The following is an 18274-nucleotide window of genomic DNA, read 5'->3' as shown; positions in this document are numbered from 1 at the left end:
GATGATTTTTCTGTGAAATAGTCATACAGGACATTTTGCGCATCAAAAAAGAAACCCGCACAACTCCCAGCTGTACGGATTCCTTTTTTTCTATCAGGCAGCACTGTAAATCTTAATCCTGCCAAGCATCTGCCGTTGGTCGGGCGCCTGTCACCGGGAGGGCTGTGACAGTGAAAATACTCTGGCTCAGTGCCGGCGGTGTGATTTTAAGCAGAAGGAAATCCTTTCATTTCCCGTTTCGCCGTCCTGATGATCCCAGGGCCATACCGCGCCAGCGCGGTCGTAATATAGGGGTCCCCCAATGCGTCCCGATGCAGATATGCAAATTTCCACAATTTCTTATACAGGTCATAGATAACTGCCTCGTATCCAGGTTCCTCCATCACATTTATCATGCAGTCCGGGTCTTTTTTCAAATCATACAGTTCATCGAAATCAAATCCATTAAAAACGAGATGGTATTCGTCTGTAAAAATACTCCTCTGGATTCCATAGCACTCGTTTCCATTGCTCTGTGTATAAGTCTCCGAGCGCCATCGTTCCGGAATGCTCCCCTCCAGAAACGGCTTTAAGGAGCGGCCTGAAAACCGCCATTTCACTTCCCCATTATCCGTTTCCATATTATCCGCTTCCAGGATACCGGCCAGTTCTAAAAATGTCGGCGCATAATCCAGAAGCGATACCCTCTGGCTGATCACGGTCCCCTCCGCCTTAATACCGCCATACCCCATGACAGAACAGATGTGGTACGCCTCCTTAAAACACGGAAGGCCTTTCGTCCATAATCCATGGGCGCCGGCATAATCTCCGTGATCCGATACGTATAGGATCACAGTATCTTCAAGAAGCTCTCTCCGCTCCAGCACGTCGAGAAGTCTTCCAAACAGCACATCCTCATAGGAGCAGAAGGCCAGGTAATGCTTCAGGGAACGTTTCTGTTCCGCCTCGCCGAGTTGGTCAAACCTTTCTCTCGTCCTTCTGTAGAGATTTGGTTTATCGAGCATCTGGTCCTTCCAGGACTCCGGGAGCACTATCGATTCATCCGGATAGAGATCCAGATACTGCTGTGGGACAAAGTACGGATCGTGAGGCCCCAGTGTTCCGACATACATACAGAATGGCTCATCGTTGCTCACATTCTCCAGCCAGCCTTCTGCACAGGATACAACATCACCGTCACCGAAGGGATTTTCCGTCACACCGTACTGGCTGTACTGAGGAAATCCAATTCTGGAGATTTCCCCTTCTCTGCGCCCCTCTTCTAGAGCAATGTCGTCTTCCTCTAAAAGCCAATCCCAGTCTCCCATAAAGGGAGTCCTCTTCCATGGCTTATACCGGCCCTCCTGCGGCGGATAGATCCAGGGACCAAATCCTCGATCGCCCGGCCCTTCTTCCGCGCTGACATGCCATTTCCCACTGAAATACATCTGATATCCCGCTTCCTTCAAATCTTCTGAAAACAGCTTGATCCCGTCATTTAAACCGTGGGAAAATGCATCCGCCAGATCAATATTGTTCCATATGCCGTGCTCTGAGGGATACAACCCGGAAAAAAAGCTGGCACGGCTGGGGCAGCAGTGGGGAGATGGACAATACGCCTCCTGAAAAGTCACACCATGGCGCTTTAGCCGCTCCAGATTCGGCATGTACGCCGGTCCCTTACTCTGTTGGGTCGTCCCCAGCTGCTGGTCTGTCATAAATATCAGGAAATTACTTTTTCTCTTTCCGCTGTCCACGTCTACTGCTTCGCCATCCTTTCCCGTATCCCCTTTACCGTTTCTTTGTATTTATCGATCCCCAGCTTATTCAGCTGCTCTAAATAGGTATCCCATTCTGCTTCAATCCCGCCTTCCGTCAGCCATTTTACCTGCATCTTGTTGACATAGTCGTCGATATCCTTTGCTGTCGTGGTAAAGTACTTACTCTCCTCCTTATTCGGCAGCAGGAACAGAGAGGACTGCGTGGCATACGGAGCGTAGTGCTCTTTGGCGATCTGCAGCTTATTGATATCTTCATCCATGACCTGGACCAGCTTTCCCCAATCCTCGGAAGCAATCTTACAGGGTACGTGTACAGGGGCATTCTTATACCGGAATTCACTGTAGGACATCCCGTCAGGAGTAGGTACATAATCCAGCATTCCGCTGTCTGTCTTCTCCAGGGTGGTCCCAATCGGCCCTAAAAACAGCTGTGCCGAAATTTCCGGTTCAAAATGGGCGTCCAGCCATTTCATAATTGCCTCTTCCTTACCCTTTGCCGATGCAGTCATGACAAACTGGGTTCCATTGACATTACCGTTGCTGTTGGCGCTGTTCTGCCAGATTCGCTTGCCTGTCGGACCTTCCAGCGGCTCAACAATCACATAATCTTCTTTGTATTTTTCAGGAACGACAAATGTGGAATCATATGCCATAAAAGAGCCTACAATTTCCGGATCGTTATTTCCCTTGGCATTCATGACTGAGGTGTCCGGTGTGGTGAAGCCTTCAGAATCCCATAACCCCTCTTTCACAAACTTATGGTAATACTGGATTGCATCCTTGTACTCCTCCTGTTCTGCCGTATAGACGATCTCACCGTTCTCATCTTCTATGAAATGGGCGCCCACGGTCAAAACCGGATCCACATATCCAAAAGAGCCGAACAGCTGATGGTAGCTGTATGCAGTATCCGGCACGGACGAATTATAATGGAAAATGAATGGAATCTCATCCCCCTTATCGCCATTGCCGTTCATATCATTTTCTTTAAATGCCTTCAGTGCATCATAATACTCATCAACGGTCTTTGGGACAGGGAGTCCCAGCTGATCCAGCCACTTCTTGTTGATGTAGAGCAGGCCTGACGTATACATTACCTCTCTCTCCACCGCACGCCCGATGCTGTAGATTTTCCCGTCATCCGGATTGATACAGATATTCTTATATCCCGGCATTTCCTCAAATGCTTTCTTGAGATTCGGGCAGTATTCCTCGATGTAATCCGTCAGATCCAGAAACATTCCCTGAGGAGCGTATTTCGTTACATCGTTGACATTGACGGCATTCATGTAAAAGACATCCGGAATATCCCCGCTGGATAAGATCAGATTCTTCTTATCCTCCCATGTCGCCGCTGAGTAAACCTGCCATTCCACCTCGACTCCGGTCTTTTCCTCCAGAATCTTATAGATTTCCATGTCATTCGGGTCACCGTGCCACTCATTCTTGATAAAGGTCACCTTGATTTTCTCTTTCCCTTTTTCCCCCGCGCCGGCCTGACTGCTGTCCTGCCCCTTGGACTGTGCTGTCCCTCCGCATGCCACACAGCCTGCCACTACGGCTGCTGCTGTACACAGTGCTGCAAATCTTCTTTTTTTCATTCTGCTTCTCCTTTCATTTATCCTCATCCCTTTACCGCCCCCAGCATCACGCCTTTTACGAAATGCTTCTGAACAAAGGGATAAAATACCAGCATTGGAATACTTGAGACGACAACGCAGCCATATTTCAGCAAATCAACCAGCTGCTGCATATCCGCCACAGTAGATGCATCCGCCGAGGCCAGTGAATTCTGGCTGTCGATCAGAATGGTCCGAAGCACCAGCTGCAGCGGGAAACGGCTTTCGGAGCTCAAATAGATCATGGGCTCGAAATAGGAATTCCACTGCTTCGCCGCATAAAAAAGTACCATGACTGCAATCAGCGATTTTGACAGAGGCAGAGCCACACGAAAGAAGAATCCCACGTATCCGCATCCGTCTAAAAATGCTGCTTCCTTCAGTTCTTCCGGTATACTTCCCATAAAGTAAGACCTGGCGATTATCATATTGTAAGTGCTGATCAGCGTCGGCAGAACAATTGACCAGAGACGATCCAGCATCCCCATCTGCTTTACCACGAAATACAGCGGAATGATACCTCCGTAAAAATACATGGTAAAGACCATTACTTTCATGAATACGCCGCCAAACGGAAACTCTTTTCTGGAGAGGGCATAGGCGAGCGGAATGGTAAATACCACATTTAACAGGGTTCCGACTATCGTATAGAGCAGACCGTTGCCAAAGCCTGTCCATATCGATTCATCCGCAAATATCTTCCGGTAGCCATCCAGGGTGACATCCGCCGGCAGAAACAAAACCCTTCCCTGATAAACGGCTCTCGGGCTGCTGATGGAGGCAATCAGACTGAAATACAGTGGATATAACGCAACGATTAAGATCATGACCAGCAGCACCGTCGTGACAATTACAAAGACTCTGTCTTTTTTTCCCGCTTTCATTCACATATCCCCCCATTCTACCATAAAGAAGTATCACTGAACCTTTTACTGAATTTATTGACTGAAATCAAAATCACGAAATTCACCACGGACTGCATCATCTCGACCGCAGACGCGTAACTGAAATCACCATCTACCAGTCCCCGCTTGTAGGTATACGTCGATATGACCTCCGATACCCCCAGATTCATGGAATTCTGCATTAAGTACGATTTTTCAAAGCCGATCGTTAAAAGCTGTCCCGCAGTCAGAATCAGCATGGTAATGATCGTCGGCATGATTCCCGGCAGATCGATATGCCAGATTCTCTGTAATCTTCCGGCCCCATCGACGATTGCCGACTCATGCAGATCAGGGGAAACCGATGCCAGCGCCGCTATGTAGACAATTGCAGACCACCCGCACGTCTGCCAGATCCCCGATAAGACATAGATCATGACATACATTCCGGGTTTTCCCATGAAATGGACAGGGTCTCCGCCAAAAAAGCGGATTACCGCATTTACCACACCGCTGTACGGAGAAAGCATGGTGTACATCATACCGACGAGAACGACAACGGAGATAAAATACGGTGCATACGTCGCAGTCTGAACCAGCTTTTTAAATGCTTTGTTTCTGACCTGGTTCAGCAGAATGGCGAGTATAATCGGAAAAGGAAATCCCAGGATCAGGTTCGTCACATTGATCAGCAATGTATTTTTGAGTATCAGGAAAAAATCCGGAGACCGGAAAAATCTCTCGAAATTTTCAAGTCCCACCCACGGGCTTTTCGTAAATCCCAGGAATGGAGAGTAATCCCGGAATGCAATCTGCGACCCGTAGATCGGCCAGTATTTAAATAATGCGTAATACACCAGCCCGGGTATTACAAACAAATACAGTGTTTTCGTTGCCCTGAAGTTTTTCATGAATCTTCGTTTTTGTTCAATCCTGCTTATACTGTTTTTCACAATTCATTTTCCTTTCTGTCCTGTGACCTTGTTCATGACTTTATTATACTGACTCACATCCGGCGGAAAGCTTTGTATTTTTTACCAGTTACTACAAATTTTTAATCTTTTATTGTAAGTGAATTTTTCTGATAGTATAATTCGAGTATACTCAATCAGGAGGCACAGAAGTTGGAAAAACACCCGAAATTAATCCATTACTTTAAATCCCATTTTAATGCCCGGCTTGTTCTGATCTTTCTATTCAATGGGATTGTTCCCGTTTTACTCATCAGCCTCACCACATATCCATTCTGGTTCCGCACCATGCGTTCGAAGGAACTCACCTTTACATACAGCAGAATTTCCACCATCAATCAGGCCCTGGATTCCCTGACCACTGATATTGAACAGAATATTACCCACATTTTTTCCAATGAAGATATTCGCAGTTATTTGAAGGAGGATTACGATGAAATCACGGTCGAAGGGCATAAGAAGCATGTCCTGATTGAGAATTTCCTGAAGTCCATCTCTAATTACGGCGAATTTGCCTGTTCCTACACGATCATCGACCGCTATAACCGCATATACACCAACGGCTCCAATATCAATCGGCTCCAAAGCTTTCACAGTCCGCTGTGCGAGAGTGTGAAGCTGGCCTCCCCCGGCACCTACTACACGGAGCGGAATCTATACAGTACCGATAGTGAGAAGGCGCTGACCTACGGCCGTGTATTAAAGGAAGAGGGGGAAATACTCGCTGTCATTCTTGTGGATATCAGCCCGGAGCTGCTTCATTCCATTCTGGGAGATTATGATGGGAACAACTATCAGGTATTCATCGCTAACCCCAATAACGAACTGATCTACACCAATGCGGTTCACCTCCTCAGTAAACCGGAAATTATGGAGCATCTCCTCTCCGCCCAGGGAACAACGGTAATTCTGGAAAATGAACGCTATGAGATGGCGCACGCCAGTTCCCTTTTAACAAACTACCATACCTATGTGCTGGTTCCGCACACGTATATTTACAAAGATTCCGGAAATATAAGAGTTTTGTTTGTCATTATCCTGATTCTGGTTTTCATGCAGACCATCGCATTTTCCAGAATCATATCCAAATCGCTCTCCAGAAAGATCCTCCTGATTAAGAATGAGCTGCTCCGTTTTATCACTACCAGGGAGAAGAGTGTCTTTCACCATAAGAATAACGACGAACTGAAGGAAATATCAGACGGGATTGTGTATCTGGAAAATGAAATTGACAAGATGCTGGAGGAAATTCAGGCAAACGCAGAAAAACAGCGCCGGCTTGAACTGCAGACGCTGCAGCAGCAGCTGAATCCCCATATGATTTACAATGCTCTGAATACCATTACACAGCTGGCCAGCCTTCAGGGCGTTAAAAATATCGAGGAGGTATCTCTGGCATTCACAAGAATGCTGAAACTCGTCTCCAAAAATACGGAGAATTTCGTCACGCTGCGCCAGGAAATCGGTTTTATCAAAGACTATATTTCCATTAAAAAATATAATAATTTCCAGAACCTTACGCTTCAGTGTGACGTTGCCGCCCCCCTCATGGAACTGCCTGTTTTAAAGCTTCTTCTGCAGCCATTTATTGAGAACTGCATAAAGCATGGTTTCCGCAATTTCGAAGAGGATGGAATCATCTTTCTCTACGCCTATCTGGAAGAAGAACAGCTCCATATCATCATTGAAGATAACGGTTCCGGAATCAGAAACGATCAGATCGAACAGATCCTTAATCTGTCCTGTCAAACGGAGGAGGACTATTCAAATATCGGAATACGGTCCTGTATCGAACGCCTTCGCCTCCAGTATGGGAACCGCTGCACATTTTCCATCGACAGCGACGGACAGAGCTTCACCCGAATCTCTTTGAGCTATCCTGTAAAGGAGGACCCGCATGCTTCAGACGCTTCTCGTCGATGACGACATACTTTCTTTAAATAAGATGCAGACCTTTCTGGCAGACCTCGATTTCATCCATGTCTGCGGGCAGTTGCTGGACGGAACAGGCGCCATCGAATATCTGAACGCCCATGGCGATTCCATCGACATCGTGATCCTCGATATGGAGATGCCTGGGGCGAGCGGATTAGAGGTCGCCAGGTTTATCAGCAAACATCAGCTTCCCATTACAATCCTTGTCATAAGCAATTACGATAATTTCGAGTACGTAAAACCGATTCTCCAGGCCGGGGCTTACGATTACCTCCTAAAGCATGAGCTGTCCCGGACTCTTCTCGAAACGAAATTGTCCGAAATACGGCTTTATATTGATAAACAGCAGCTTCATCAGAAGCAGTGGGACCAGATGTGCCAGCTGTCAAAACAGCAATACCTCCGGAATCTCGTCTTAAATTATGATATTCCGGATGAAAGCCGTCACTTTTTCGCCTCCGATCCGCTGCTCTGCGGCCGGCGGCACGTTGCGGCTTGCCTGCAGATCACCAATTTCTCCAGTATTTATCAGAGCATACCGGATGAACGCCATCAGAAGGTTGTCAATACGGTTCTCCACTTTTGTGATACATTTTTCACCTCGCTTCAGAGGGGAATTATCACACATATCAACTACGGTGAATTCCTGGTCCTGCTGTCCTTTCCGGATCTCACCAGCGAAGCTGCCATCCTTCAGACGGCCTCCCAGGATATCAGCCTGTTGAAGAACAACCTGCGGCGTTATCTCTCTATCCATACTTTTGCCGAGTCCATGCCCGTCTTCGACTCCGTGGAACATTTGCGCCCCTACTACCTGAAAATTCACCATCGTCTTCAGGTAAAGCCTTTTAACAGCGATTCGGAACGTCCTGTAGAAAAGGAAGGTAATTCCGTCCTGCTGCTCTCCCTGCAGGAGGAAAATGAGCTGTCAGAATCTCTTCTTCACCTGAACGAAAAAAAAGTGACTGAAATCGTCACTCATATTTTTGATACAGTCGGACAGACGCACGTCTCTCTTCTTGGACTTCAGCGCCTCGTCCTGCGTCTGACGGAGATCATGCAGCTGGCTCTCCGAACGGCCTCCCAGGATCGTGAGACCATCACGGTACCGCCGCCGGCTGTCAACAATATCCTGGATATTGAGACGCTGAAAAAACAGTTTCTCCTTTATTACCGCCAGGGCCTGGAACGGCTTGCGTCCGCCTCGGTCTCCCAATACCCGCCGCTGATCCAGAAGGCGCTGAATTACATCTATCAAAACTATCATCTGGATCTCTCTCTGTCGGATATCAGCCGCCACTGCGGAGTGTCGGAGGTCTACTTTTCCAGGGCATTCAAAGACGCGCTTGGCCTCCCTTTTACGAAATATTTAAACGCATACCGGGTCAGAATCGCCTCACACCTCCTCCGGCAGTCCAATGATTCCCTTAAAAAGATAGCCGAAGAGTCCGGATTTCAGAGTTATAATTATTTTTTGACCGTTTTTAAGACATATATGGGGGTTACGCCAGTGCAGTATCGGGAAAAACCACCGGATACTTCCACTGACTAATACTTATGAAGCCACAGAACGGACGCTAATCAGGCAAACTGTTTAACGTCCGTTCTGCAGTACAGTATCCTTCTGATATAGGGCAGGTTCATGCCCTCTTCACAAAAAAGATGACAGCCGTCCCCATTAGAGTTATAATATTTCCTTAAAGGAGATGACTTCACCCATGAAAAACAAAACAAAATCAGTATTGGCAGCTTTCCGCTCCAAATTCGCGGCCGCCCTGCCAATTATCCTTTTTTTCCTTTTTTTATTTTACTCTACGATCCTATTATTCGGCATTTCCTATTCAATCCTCGTATCGGTGGTTACAATCCTGTTCAAGGTCAATTATCGGAAATATCTAACAGTCCGGCAGCTGATTGTTCTGGTGGGGACGCAGTTTTTGATGGCTCTTCTCAGCTTTTTCGCGTCCCTCAACGTTGCGCTCTGCATTCTTCTCAATCTGACCGTTCCCTTTCTGCTGGTTTTTCTCCAGACCTCGCAGTTTAATCCGCTGGGATATTTTGCGAATGCCATGTGCTTTGTCTTTCTTCAGCTGCGGCCTGTCGGATGGGATGGACTGGCCATGCAGATGGGGGCGCTGGCCTACGGTCTGGCGGTTCTGACCATCATACTGTTCTTCTGTTCGTTTCAGAATAGAAAAAATGACCATTTTGCTGCTGCCAAAAAGGGTCTCCTGCTCCTGGCAGCCGCGCTGCGCGCTCAGATTGAGCAGATGTCCCCCAACGCAGAACAAACAGACCCCTCCGACAGTCTGGCTTCCGGACAGATGGATACCATCTTTCCAATCCTCCAGGGACTTTACGGAGAAGCCTACAAAAGCAGGGGCCTCACCTATGTGGTAAGCCCCCAGGGGAAAATTCAGTATATGTTTGCGCTGCTGTTTCAGCGTGCCGTGTATTTTCTGACAAATCCGTACCAGGCAGCCACGCTCTCTGACCAGACCTGCCATGACTTGTTGGAACGCCTGGCCCGATATATGGAGGCCGCAGGAAACGGCGGTTTTGAACGGAAAGAACTGGTCAACACAGGAAATAACCTTCTGGCCGAAGCGGAGGAACGCGATGAAATCCCCTGCATTTTTGTTCAGAATTTTCTCCGTCTCTTCCTGCTGATCCTGGAAAACATCCGACAGACAGGTGAAAAACAGAGTCCTCCCTGTTGGAGACTCCCCAGCTACCGCCGCCCCTTAAGAAAACTGTTTGGCCAGATAAAAGCGGATGCATTTGAGACGCGTTTTGCGCTTCGTCTCAGCGTAGTTTTGACAGTTGGCTTTACTTACAGTACGATCAGCCAGGCAAATCATGGTTACTGGCTCGTGCTGAACGCCTTCCTGCTGCTCCGCCCCATGTATGAGGAAAGCGCCACGCGCATCAAGACCCGCTTTATCGGCACACTGGCGGGCTGTCTTATCCTGCAGTTTCTCCTCCCGCTGTTCCATGGAACCGGCTGGCATTTTGTACTGGCGACCGTTATGGCAACAGGGCTTTATATGGAAACGGCCGGAACCTGGCAGCAGGCTCTGTTCTCCACCTGCTTTGCCCTGACCCTTACCACGCTGGCACTCCCACAGATGCTGGCCGCTGAGCTCCGTATCCTATATGTCGTCGCTGCGATGGTGCTGGTACTTCTCGTAAACCGTTTTGTATTTCCTACGCACCAGAAGGGACAGTACCGCTACAACCTGTATCAGCTGTTCCACACACACCACGTTTACCTTCGCCTGCTGGAGAGCAGCCTGACCGCGCCTCTGGATTATGGCGTCATCTGCGATGTCCAGATCCATTACCATCTGATTCACGACCAGATTATCCAGTATTTGAAAAAGGCGGGAAATGAGGATTCGGCCTTTATCAAAAAACTTCTATGGATTTCCTGGCACATGATATCCGAGGCGGAACAAATGCTTTTCTTAATCAACAACAGAAAAGCCAGTGCGGTTAATTCTGCACAGATGGAAGACTATCTGGCCTTTACCGCCTGTATTTTAAGCGAAATCCAGGAGATGCTTCATATGAAAGCTGACAGGAATCGCACCGTATCCCCGGAGATCATCTATAAACGGACGATGGAAGGGGAACCCCGGTTATCTGTGTTGATGGAACAGTATTCCAAACAATTGTCTGAGATGTATCGTTGTGTCTGCAGTCATAACGGGTGAGGCGATGAGGGGCGGTGATGATGCCTGCAGTGGTGGATCTATCACCAGGTTAAAATAATATCTCCGCCCCGAACGTCATCTTGCGTCTATCTCCTCTACGATCTGTTTAACCGCTTCTTCTGTCACTGTTTCTGTAAAATGCAGGAAATAAGAGTATGCCTCCTTCAAAATATCCTTTAATTTCTGCCTTCCACGCCGCAGATCCGACCGAACGGTTGCTTCTTTTCTTTTGAGCATTTTTCCAATCTGTGCCGTAGAGTATCCTTCATAATGAAACAGGTGTATGACCTCACGGTATTTGTCAGGCAGAGCTTTCACCGCCTCCCATACAAAAGTTCCTTTTAAAGTCACCTGCATTTCATCCACCGTGATGGTTTCTTCTTTCTGATAGTTGTTATAATCCCCACTTATATTCCTTGTTCCCAGTGCCTTGCGGATCAAAATCTGATTTTCATCCGCTGAATAGATGACCTGGATCATCTCCTGATCCACGGCCTGTATCTTATTTTCTGAGCAGACTTCCACCTGTTCCGGCGTGCGATACTCAAATCCAGCCACCTCGGCGGCAGCCTCCATAGTCTGGCAATCCACGAAAGGATTGGCAATCATTGTGTAATAGATAGAGTCATCATCTTTTTCATAATATTTATCCTTTCTGTTTTTGGAATTTTAACAGCTTTCTTAGCCGTTCTGTCTTCTATACAGATGAGCCTGATAAAATGTTGCAGCGGACAAATATTTTTTCATGATTTTATATCCTTTTAGAACTTCAGCCTGCACTCCACCCCATTGTAACGGTGTTTTCCTTCGTTCGCCTCATAAGGAATCTCTCTGAAATACCGGAATCCCAGTTTATCCATCACACGGCCCGACGCCGGATTCTCCTTTGCGTACCTGCCCACCAGCTCCTTTACCTTCAGGACATTCTTTGCAAAATCCACAATTGCTTCCATCGTTTCTGTCGCAAATCCATGTCCCCAGTATTCTTTACCGAAATTATAACCTATTTCAAATAAATGGTATTCCTCTTCGTAATAAACAAGTCCGGTTCCGATCAGGTCTCCAGTCGCTTTTAGCACCACGGCCCAGCGGTACCACTGATCCGATGGTATCTGAGAGACTTCGAAGGCAGTCCACTGCCTGGTCTTCTCAACATCATTATGACTGCTCCAAAACATATACCGCGCCACATCCGGATCGCTTTCCCAGCAATCGAAGACCCGCTGTGCATCTGCTTCGCAAAATGGCCGCAAAAGCAGCCTTTCCGTCTCTAATACAGGTGTTTTCATCCTATTTTCCTCCCCTGGGCTTCCATATAAAGCCCTTTCACCGTTTCGCTCATTTTAACACACGCAGGCCCTTTTTACTATCTCTATAAGCGTATTGATTAGTCACCAGGCCTTTTAGCGATCATTTACGAGCTGCAGTAACGTTTCCACCGCATGCTCCATCGCTATTTTCTCTGAAAAGCGCTTATCCCTGGAAGCCACCTCCAGAATATTCTGTTTCAGATTCCTCGGGCTGACAATGACTCGCAGCGGAACTCCCAGCAGATCCGCATCGGAAAACATAATGCCGGCGCTTACCTGGCGGTCGTCATAGATCACCTCCACCCCCCTGCTCTGCAATTCCTCATACAGGCGGTCCGCATACGCTCTGACTTCTTCATGGTCTGGCCGGACAGCACATAAATGAATCTGCCACGGTGCAATTTCCTTTGGCCAAATCGGTCCAAATTCATCATGGTGCGCCTCACATACAGCGGCAGCAAGCCGTCCCACACCGATCCCGTAGCATCCCATCACCGGATACTGCATACTTCCGTCCTTTGCCACATACGTCATATCCATGGCTTTTGTATACTTTGTACCTAACTGGAAAATATTTCCGACCTCAATACCGCGTGAAATCTTAATTGCCGCCTTCCCGCAGTGAGGACAGATTCCGCCTTCGGTGATCTTCGCAAAGTCATGGTATTCTGCGCTGCCCGCATCCCGTTTCATATCCAGCCCGGTATAGTGGTATTCGCAGATATTGGCGCCGCAGGATAAATTATTTGCCCCTTCCAGCGAACGGTCAAACAGAACCGTAAAATCCCCCTTTAAGTTGTACGGACCAATATATCCAGCCGTCAGGCCGCTTTCCTCAGTGATGACTGCCGGGTGAATCTCATAACCCAGATAATTGGTCAGCTTTGTTTCATTTACTTCCAGATCGCCCCGAATAAACAGGACAAGATATCTGTCGTCAGAATTTCGCTGGTAAACCACTGCCTTACAGGAGCGTTCCTTCCCGGTTTCAAGGAAATGACAGATATCCTCGATCGTGTGTATATCCGGCGTATGAACCAGTGTCAGTTCATCCGAATCTTCATCCCCGGCACTGCGCACAATGGTTTCCGCCGCTTCCATATTAGCCCGGTATCCGCACTCCCTGCAGATAGCGATGGAGTCCTCTCCGATGGGTGTCAAAAGCATAAATTCATGGGAAATGCTGCCGCCCATCATGCCGGAATCTGATGCCACGGATATGACCTCAGGAACTCCCACCCTCTTATAAATCCGCTCATAGGCCTTATAACACCTCTCATAATACGCTTCTAAATCCTCCTGGCTTGTGTGGAACGAGTAGGCGTCCTTCATTGTAAACTCGCGGACCCGGATCAGTCCCGCTCTCGGACGCGCCTCATCACGAAATTTTGTCTGAATCTGATAAATCATAAAAGGATATTTCAAATAGCTCTGTCCATACTCCCTCACAAGCTGGACCGCCGCCTCCTCGTGGGTCATACCGAGAACCAGAGGGCTGCCGCCCCGGTCGGCAAACCGGAGCAGTTCTTTTCCAATGCTCTCATACCGGCCGGACTCCTGCCATAAAGAGGCCGGCATCACAACAGGAAACAGTACCTCCTGCCCATCGATTGCGTCCATTTCCTCCCGCATAATCTGTTCAATCTTACGAGTAATCCTCTTTAAAGGCGTATACGACGAATAAATACCATTTGCCACATACTTCATATAACCGCCGCGGACCATCAGCGCATGGCTGTCCACGGCACAGTCCGCGGGACGTTCTTTAAAACGATCCCCTACAAGTTTTTCCAGTTTCATATGATTTCCTCCCTTTTTCATTTTCCACAAACCAGGAAAGAGTCCGGCGAGCCGGACTCTCGCGCCGGTGCGCGGTCGCTTCAGCGGCCATACTTCCTTAGCGCGGAGTGCGCATCCTCCCGGAGGGTTTTTATTTCATAGGACGAACTTTCCTATGAAATAAAAAACGCCCCAAGCTGACGCTCATCAGCTTAGGGCGAACTGTACAAAAGTCCGTGGTACCACCTAAATTCGGAATAAATCCGCGCTCGCGAGTACGGGGCAGACTGCCTGATACTCTTTCTCTGTGACGGGAGAACCCGGCGAAACCTACTGGGAAATCTACGTTCCGTTCAGCCCACAGCTCAAAGATCGGTTCGCTACTCCTTCAATGAAAGCTCGCACCAACCGCTTTCTCTCTGTAAAGTCCGGAATACCTACTATTTCTTATCATCGCTTTTTGTATTTGATTATATGCACAATAGCACAAATGAAGGGAGGTGTCAAGACCTGATGGTGTTTTATGTTCTGTACGAAATGAAAGTATTCCGGATTGTTATTCAGGATATGTCATTGCTATTTAGAATCGTATGATTACTATTTTAAAAGCGGCAAACTGTTAATTGCTTCTTAAATTTATAACAAATTCTCATTGACAAAGCGACACATATGTCGCATAATACAAAAAGAGACATGTATGTCGCAAAGGAGAATACTGAAAATGGGAATTAAGGGAGATCAAACCAAGCAGCTCATCTGTATGGAGGCATTTAAACTTTTTACTGAAAAAGGCTACAAAGATGTGACTATGAAAGATATTTGCGAAAAAACAGGACTTAGCCGCGGGGGACTGTATCGCCATTATGAAAGTACCGAACAAATTTTTCTTGAAATTGTAAATTTTCTTATGGGAAATCAGCAAAACGAATTTTCCGAAAAAATGCAGAAAGGTACATCAGCAGCAGAAATTCTTTGTGATGTTTTAACGAGATACGAAAAAGAAATGTTAGACCAAAGTTCCTCTTTAAGTATTGCAATCTATGAATTCTTCAGCAATCCGAATATATCCAAAAGTGATAATTCCATTACTCAGCAATATCTCGATTCGAAAAAAATGTGGGTTGACTTTATCCAGTACGGTATGAAACGTAAGGAATTTAAGACGGTAAATCCGGAGGCAATCTTTGATTTGATTGTATTTTCCTACCAGGGAGTGAGAATGTATGGTGTCATGATGGCTATTGATACAAATATTCCAAAAAGAATTATTGAGCAGATAAAGCTTTTATTATTACCAGAAAGTGAGGAGATACCATATGAAAACAGTATTTTATAGTAATCGTACAATGGATCGTGCTATTTTAAATCCGACTGATACGGTAAAGCCGATCGAAAATTTCCCGGAAGTCTGTATATCTACATTTTCAAAGCGAATTATAGACAGAGTTTCTACTCAGAGCAATGCTGAAGTAATTACCAATTTAATTACTGCAAATGGAGAAAATCCAGTCTATAAAATTACGTATGGGGGAAAGGAGTTTGCATTCTACCTTTCATTAGTCGGTGCCCCTGCCAGTGTGAGCTGTTTTGAAGAAGTAATTGCTTCCGGGGCAAAAAAATTTGTTTTCTTCGGCTGCTGCGGTGTATTGGATGACGATACCGTCCAGCACAATTTAATCGTCCCTACCGGGGCAGTACGAGATGAAGGAACGAGTTACCATTATTTAGCACCGAGCGAGGAAATAGCCCCGGACCAGGAAATAACAAAACATTTAATAGAAAGTCTGAAAAGGTGTGGCTGTCCTTATACTACAGGAAAAATATGGACAACAGATGGTATCTACCGAGAAACCTTGAACACAATTACGGAGCGCAAAGAAGCTGGCTGTATCGCTGTTGATATGGAATACTCGGCTTTATTGGCCGCTGCGAAATACAGGCATATTCCGTTTGTTCAGTTTTTTTATAGTGCAGACAGCCTGGATCATGGGGAATGGGAAGAAAGAGATTTGACCGACTATGGAGTGGATAGTGCTGAGAAATATTTTATGCTGGCTCTAGAGTGCGGATTGGCACTTTATGGGGATTGCGATATGGTAAAATGATGGTGTGAGGTTTAGGACAGAAAAAAATTATTTTTAGAATTATCTATTTATCTGAAATGGGATATAAGGTTGTGCCAATTCTGGTTAATCTTTGATATAGGGGAAGTTTATGATTTACTGATCTGGTGTCTGGATTATGCTGGCATATGGATCGCGTCGACATATTGAGACTTTAATGCCGGTATGCTATTTTCATAAACTCAGATTTATGAAGTTGTACGGTGCAAAATAGTGATACACGTTTAAAAATATATTAGAATAGTCATTCTATTAACGTTTCCGGGAGCGCTCCTCAAACTTAGATAGAGACTGATGGGGGTAATGCGCAGATAGGCATATTATATCGTCTTTTTTCTGCTCTGCCTGACTTCTTTAAGACTATATTAGTATCCGGAATAATGCGTACCGTTTTCGTACCGGATGGGCAAAAAAATCCCGGGAGCCCTTGATTTTACTGGGTTCCCGGGAACATGTCTATTATTCAAACTCAATCGTAGCCGGCGGCTTCCCCGTACAATCATACAGCACCCGGTTCACGCCCTTCACTTCATTGACAATTCTCCTGGTCACAGTTCCCAGGACCTCCCACGGAAGTTCTGCCGACTCCGCAGTCATAAAATCAGATGTAAGCACAGCTCTCAGTGCAACGGCATAATCGTACGTTCTCTCATCACCCATGCAGCCAACCGACCGCATATTCGTCAGCGCCGCGAAATACTGGCCGAGTCCCTTATCGACTCCAGCTTTTGCAATCTCCTCGCGGTAGATTGCATCAGCTTCCTGAACGATTCTTACCTTGTCCGGTGTGATCTCGCCGATGATGCGCACGCCCAGGCCCGGGCCCGGGAACGGCTGGCGGTAAACCAAATACTCCGGAATTCCAAGTTCCAAACCGGCCTTTCTCACCTCATCCTTAAACAGAAGGCGCAGCGGCTCGATGATCTCCTTAAAATCCACATGCTCCGGAAGTCCGCCCACGTTGTGGTGAGACTTGATCACGGCTGACTTTCCAAGTCCTGACTCGATCACATCCGGGTAAATGGTACCCTGCACGAAATAATCCACCGTGCCGATCTTCTTTGCTTCATCTTCAAATACACGGATAAACTCTTCTCCTATGATCTTTCGCTTCTGCTCCGGCTCCTCCGCCCCTTTCAGTTTCTCATAGAAACGTTCCTGGGCGTTGACGCGGATAAAATTCAAATCATAAGGACCATTTGGACCAAAGACAGCCTCCACCTCGTCGCCTTCATCCTTGCGCAGAAGACCGTGGTCTACAAATACACAGGTCAGCTGTTTTCCAACTGCTTTCGCCAGCATAACAGCTGCTACGGAAGAATCCACTCCGCCGGACAGAGCGCAGAGCACCTTGCCGCTGCCGACTTTTTCTCGGATAGACTGTATGGAAGATTCAACGAAGGAATCCATTTTCCAGTCCCCGGAACATTTACAGACATTGTATACGAAATTGGACAGCATCTTCATGCCTTCCTGTGTGTGCATAACCTCCGGATGGAACTGAACCGCATAGAGGCCGCGCTCCTCACATTCCATGCCTGCCACCGGGCAGACCGGCGTATGAGCGGTAACCTTGAAGCCTTCCGGGGCTTTTTCTATATAATCTGTATGACTCATCCAGCAGACTGTCTTCGGGCTCACGGAATCGAGGATCCGGCTATCCGACTCTGCATCCACTTCCGTCTTGCCATATTCGCTGACTGGAGCCGTCGCAACGCTTCCGCCCAGCATATGAGCCATCAACTGGGAACCATAACAGATTCCAAGGATCGGAATTCCCATCTCAAAGATTTCTTTTTCACAATGCGGGGACTCCTCCTTGTATACACTATTAGGGCCTCCGGTGAAAATGATTCCCTTCGGATTCATTTCCCTGATCTTATCCAGCCCCAGTGTGTATGGATGAACCTCACAGTAAACATTGCATTCTCTGACTCGTCTGGCAATCAGCTGGTTGTACTGACCACCGAAATCCAGAACAATAATCATTTCTCTTTCCACGGGTATTCCTCCTATAATAATCATGTACGGTATCACGAATGCCGGAAATGAAAAAAACCGGACATAAGCCGCTTTATCTTTAGCATTCCCGCATTCCTGCAATAAAAAACAAAAATTGCAAATGAAGAGGAAAGGCTGTTGCATGCATCTTAACCGATTTCTGCAACAGCTCTTTC

General features: G+C 47.0%; 13 protein-coding genes and 1 other annotated feature. Of the genes, 5 read left to right on the top strand and 8 right to left on the bottom strand.

The window, feature by feature from the left end:
• Window positions 1-206: 206 nt before the first annotated feature.
• Genes H8S75_RS00225 through H8S75_RS00210 form a run of 4 tightly spaced genes read right to left on the bottom strand, consistent with a single transcriptional unit; the run spans window position 207 to window position 5216 of the window.
• Window positions 207-1736 (bottom strand): sulfatase family protein, encoded by a 1530-nt coding sequence (locus tag H8S75_RS00225; protein WP_187018397.1) that lies wholly within the window; start codon window positions 1734-1736, stop codon window positions 207-209.
• A 2-nt stretch (window positions 1737-1738) separates the two neighbouring features.
• Window positions 1739-3361: an extracellular solute-binding protein gene (locus H8S75_RS00220; protein ID WP_187018395.1), complete on the bottom strand. Its 1623-nt coding sequence runs from the start codon at window positions 3359-3361 to the stop codon at window positions 1739-1741.
• A 23-nt stretch (window positions 3362-3384) separates the two neighbouring features.
• A complete protein-coding gene (locus H8S75_RS00215) occupies window positions 3385-4263 on the bottom strand; it encodes a carbohydrate ABC transporter permease (RefSeq protein ID WP_187018393.1) in 879 nt (292 codons plus the stop codon).
• Between the two features lie 17 nt (window positions 4264-4280).
• Window positions 4281-5216 (bottom strand): ABC transporter permease, encoded by a 936-nt coding sequence (locus tag H8S75_RS00210; RefSeq protein WP_243007924.1) that lies wholly within the window; start codon window positions 5214-5216, stop codon window positions 4281-4283.
• 171 nt (window positions 5217-5387) lie between these two features.
• On the opposite strand from H8S75_RS00210, the gene H8S75_RS00205 reads away from it, so the two are divergent.
• The 3 genes from H8S75_RS00205 to H8S75_RS00195 all read left to right on the top strand — a co-directional run bounded on the left by H8S75_RS00205 (window position 5388) and on the right by H8S75_RS00195 (window position 10885).
• Window positions 5388-7157, top strand: coding sequence for a sensor histidine kinase (locus tag H8S75_RS00205; RefSeq protein ID WP_187018391.1), 1770 nt, complete (start codon window positions 5388-5390; stop codon window positions 7155-7157).
• A complete protein-coding gene (locus tag H8S75_RS00200) occupies window positions 7132-8721 on the top strand; it encodes a helix-turn-helix domain-containing protein (protein ID WP_187018389.1) in 1590 nt (529 codons plus the stop codon). The genes H8S75_RS00205 and H8S75_RS00200 overlap by 26 nt, the downstream gene beginning before the upstream one ends.
• A gap of 166 nt (window positions 8722-8887) precedes the next feature.
• The gene (locus H8S75_RS00195) at window positions 8888-10885 is read left to right on the top strand and encodes an FUSC family protein (RefSeq protein WP_187018387.1); all 1998 of its coding nucleotides are present in this window, start codon (window positions 8888-8890) and stop codon (window positions 10883-10885) included.
• Between the two features lie 75 nt (window positions 10886-10960).
• Here the strand turns inward: H8S75_RS00195 and H8S75_RS33225 are convergent, their stop codons facing one another.
• The 3 genes from H8S75_RS33225 to H8S75_RS00180 all read right to left on the bottom strand — a co-directional run bounded on the left by H8S75_RS33225 (window position 10961) and on the right by H8S75_RS00180 (window position 13995).
• Window positions 10961-11443, bottom strand: coding sequence for an RNA polymerase sigma factor (locus H8S75_RS33225; protein ID WP_349768839.1), 483 nt, complete (start codon window positions 11441-11443; stop codon window positions 10961-10963).
• A gap of 203 nt (window positions 11444-11646) precedes the next feature.
• Window positions 11647-12174 (bottom strand): GNAT family N-acetyltransferase, encoded by a 528-nt coding sequence (locus H8S75_RS00185; RefSeq protein WP_002602870.1) that lies wholly within the window; start codon window positions 12172-12174, stop codon window positions 11647-11649.
• Between the two features lie 114 nt (window positions 12175-12288).
• Window positions 12289-13995, bottom strand: a complete 1707-nt coding sequence (locus H8S75_RS00180; protein ID WP_187018383.1) for a proline--tRNA ligase — start codon at window positions 13993-13995, stop codon at window positions 12289-12291.
• Between the two features lie 189 nt (window positions 13996-14184).
• Window positions 14185-14437: a binding site (T-box leader), on the bottom strand.
• Between the two features lie 258 nt (window positions 14438-14695).
• On the opposite strand from H8S75_RS00180, the gene H8S75_RS00175 reads away from it, so the two are divergent.
• Together H8S75_RS00175 and H8S75_RS00170 are read left to right on the top strand one after the other, a co-directional pair.
• Entirely contained in the window at window positions 14696-15310 is a 615-nt protein-coding gene (locus H8S75_RS00175) for a TetR/AcrR family transcriptional regulator (protein ID WP_187018381.1), read from the top strand.
• The gene (locus H8S75_RS00170) at window positions 15291-16079 is read left to right on the top strand and encodes a nucleoside phosphorylase (RefSeq protein WP_187018379.1); all 789 of its coding nucleotides are present in this window, start codon (window positions 15291-15293) and stop codon (window positions 16077-16079) included. Before H8S75_RS00175 ends, H8S75_RS00170 begins: the two co-directional genes overlap by 20 nt.
• Before the next feature lie 477 nt (window positions 16080-16556).
• Here H8S75_RS00170 and guaA read toward each other — a convergent pair whose 3' ends face one another.
• A complete protein-coding gene (guaA, locus tag H8S75_RS00165; RefSeq protein ID WP_349768838.1) occupies window positions 16557-18098 on the bottom strand; it encodes a glutamine-hydrolyzing GMP synthase in 1542 nt (513 codons plus the stop codon).
• Window positions 18099-18274 lie beyond the last annotated feature (176 nt).

Source organism: Hungatella hominis (assembly GCF_014288005.1).
Taxonomy (GTDB): Bacteria; Bacillota; Clostridia; order Lachnospirales; family Lachnospiraceae; genus Hungatella; species Hungatella effluvii.
Note: the sequence above shows the minus strand (reverse complement) of the source record. Positions and strands in the feature narration are given on the sequence as shown.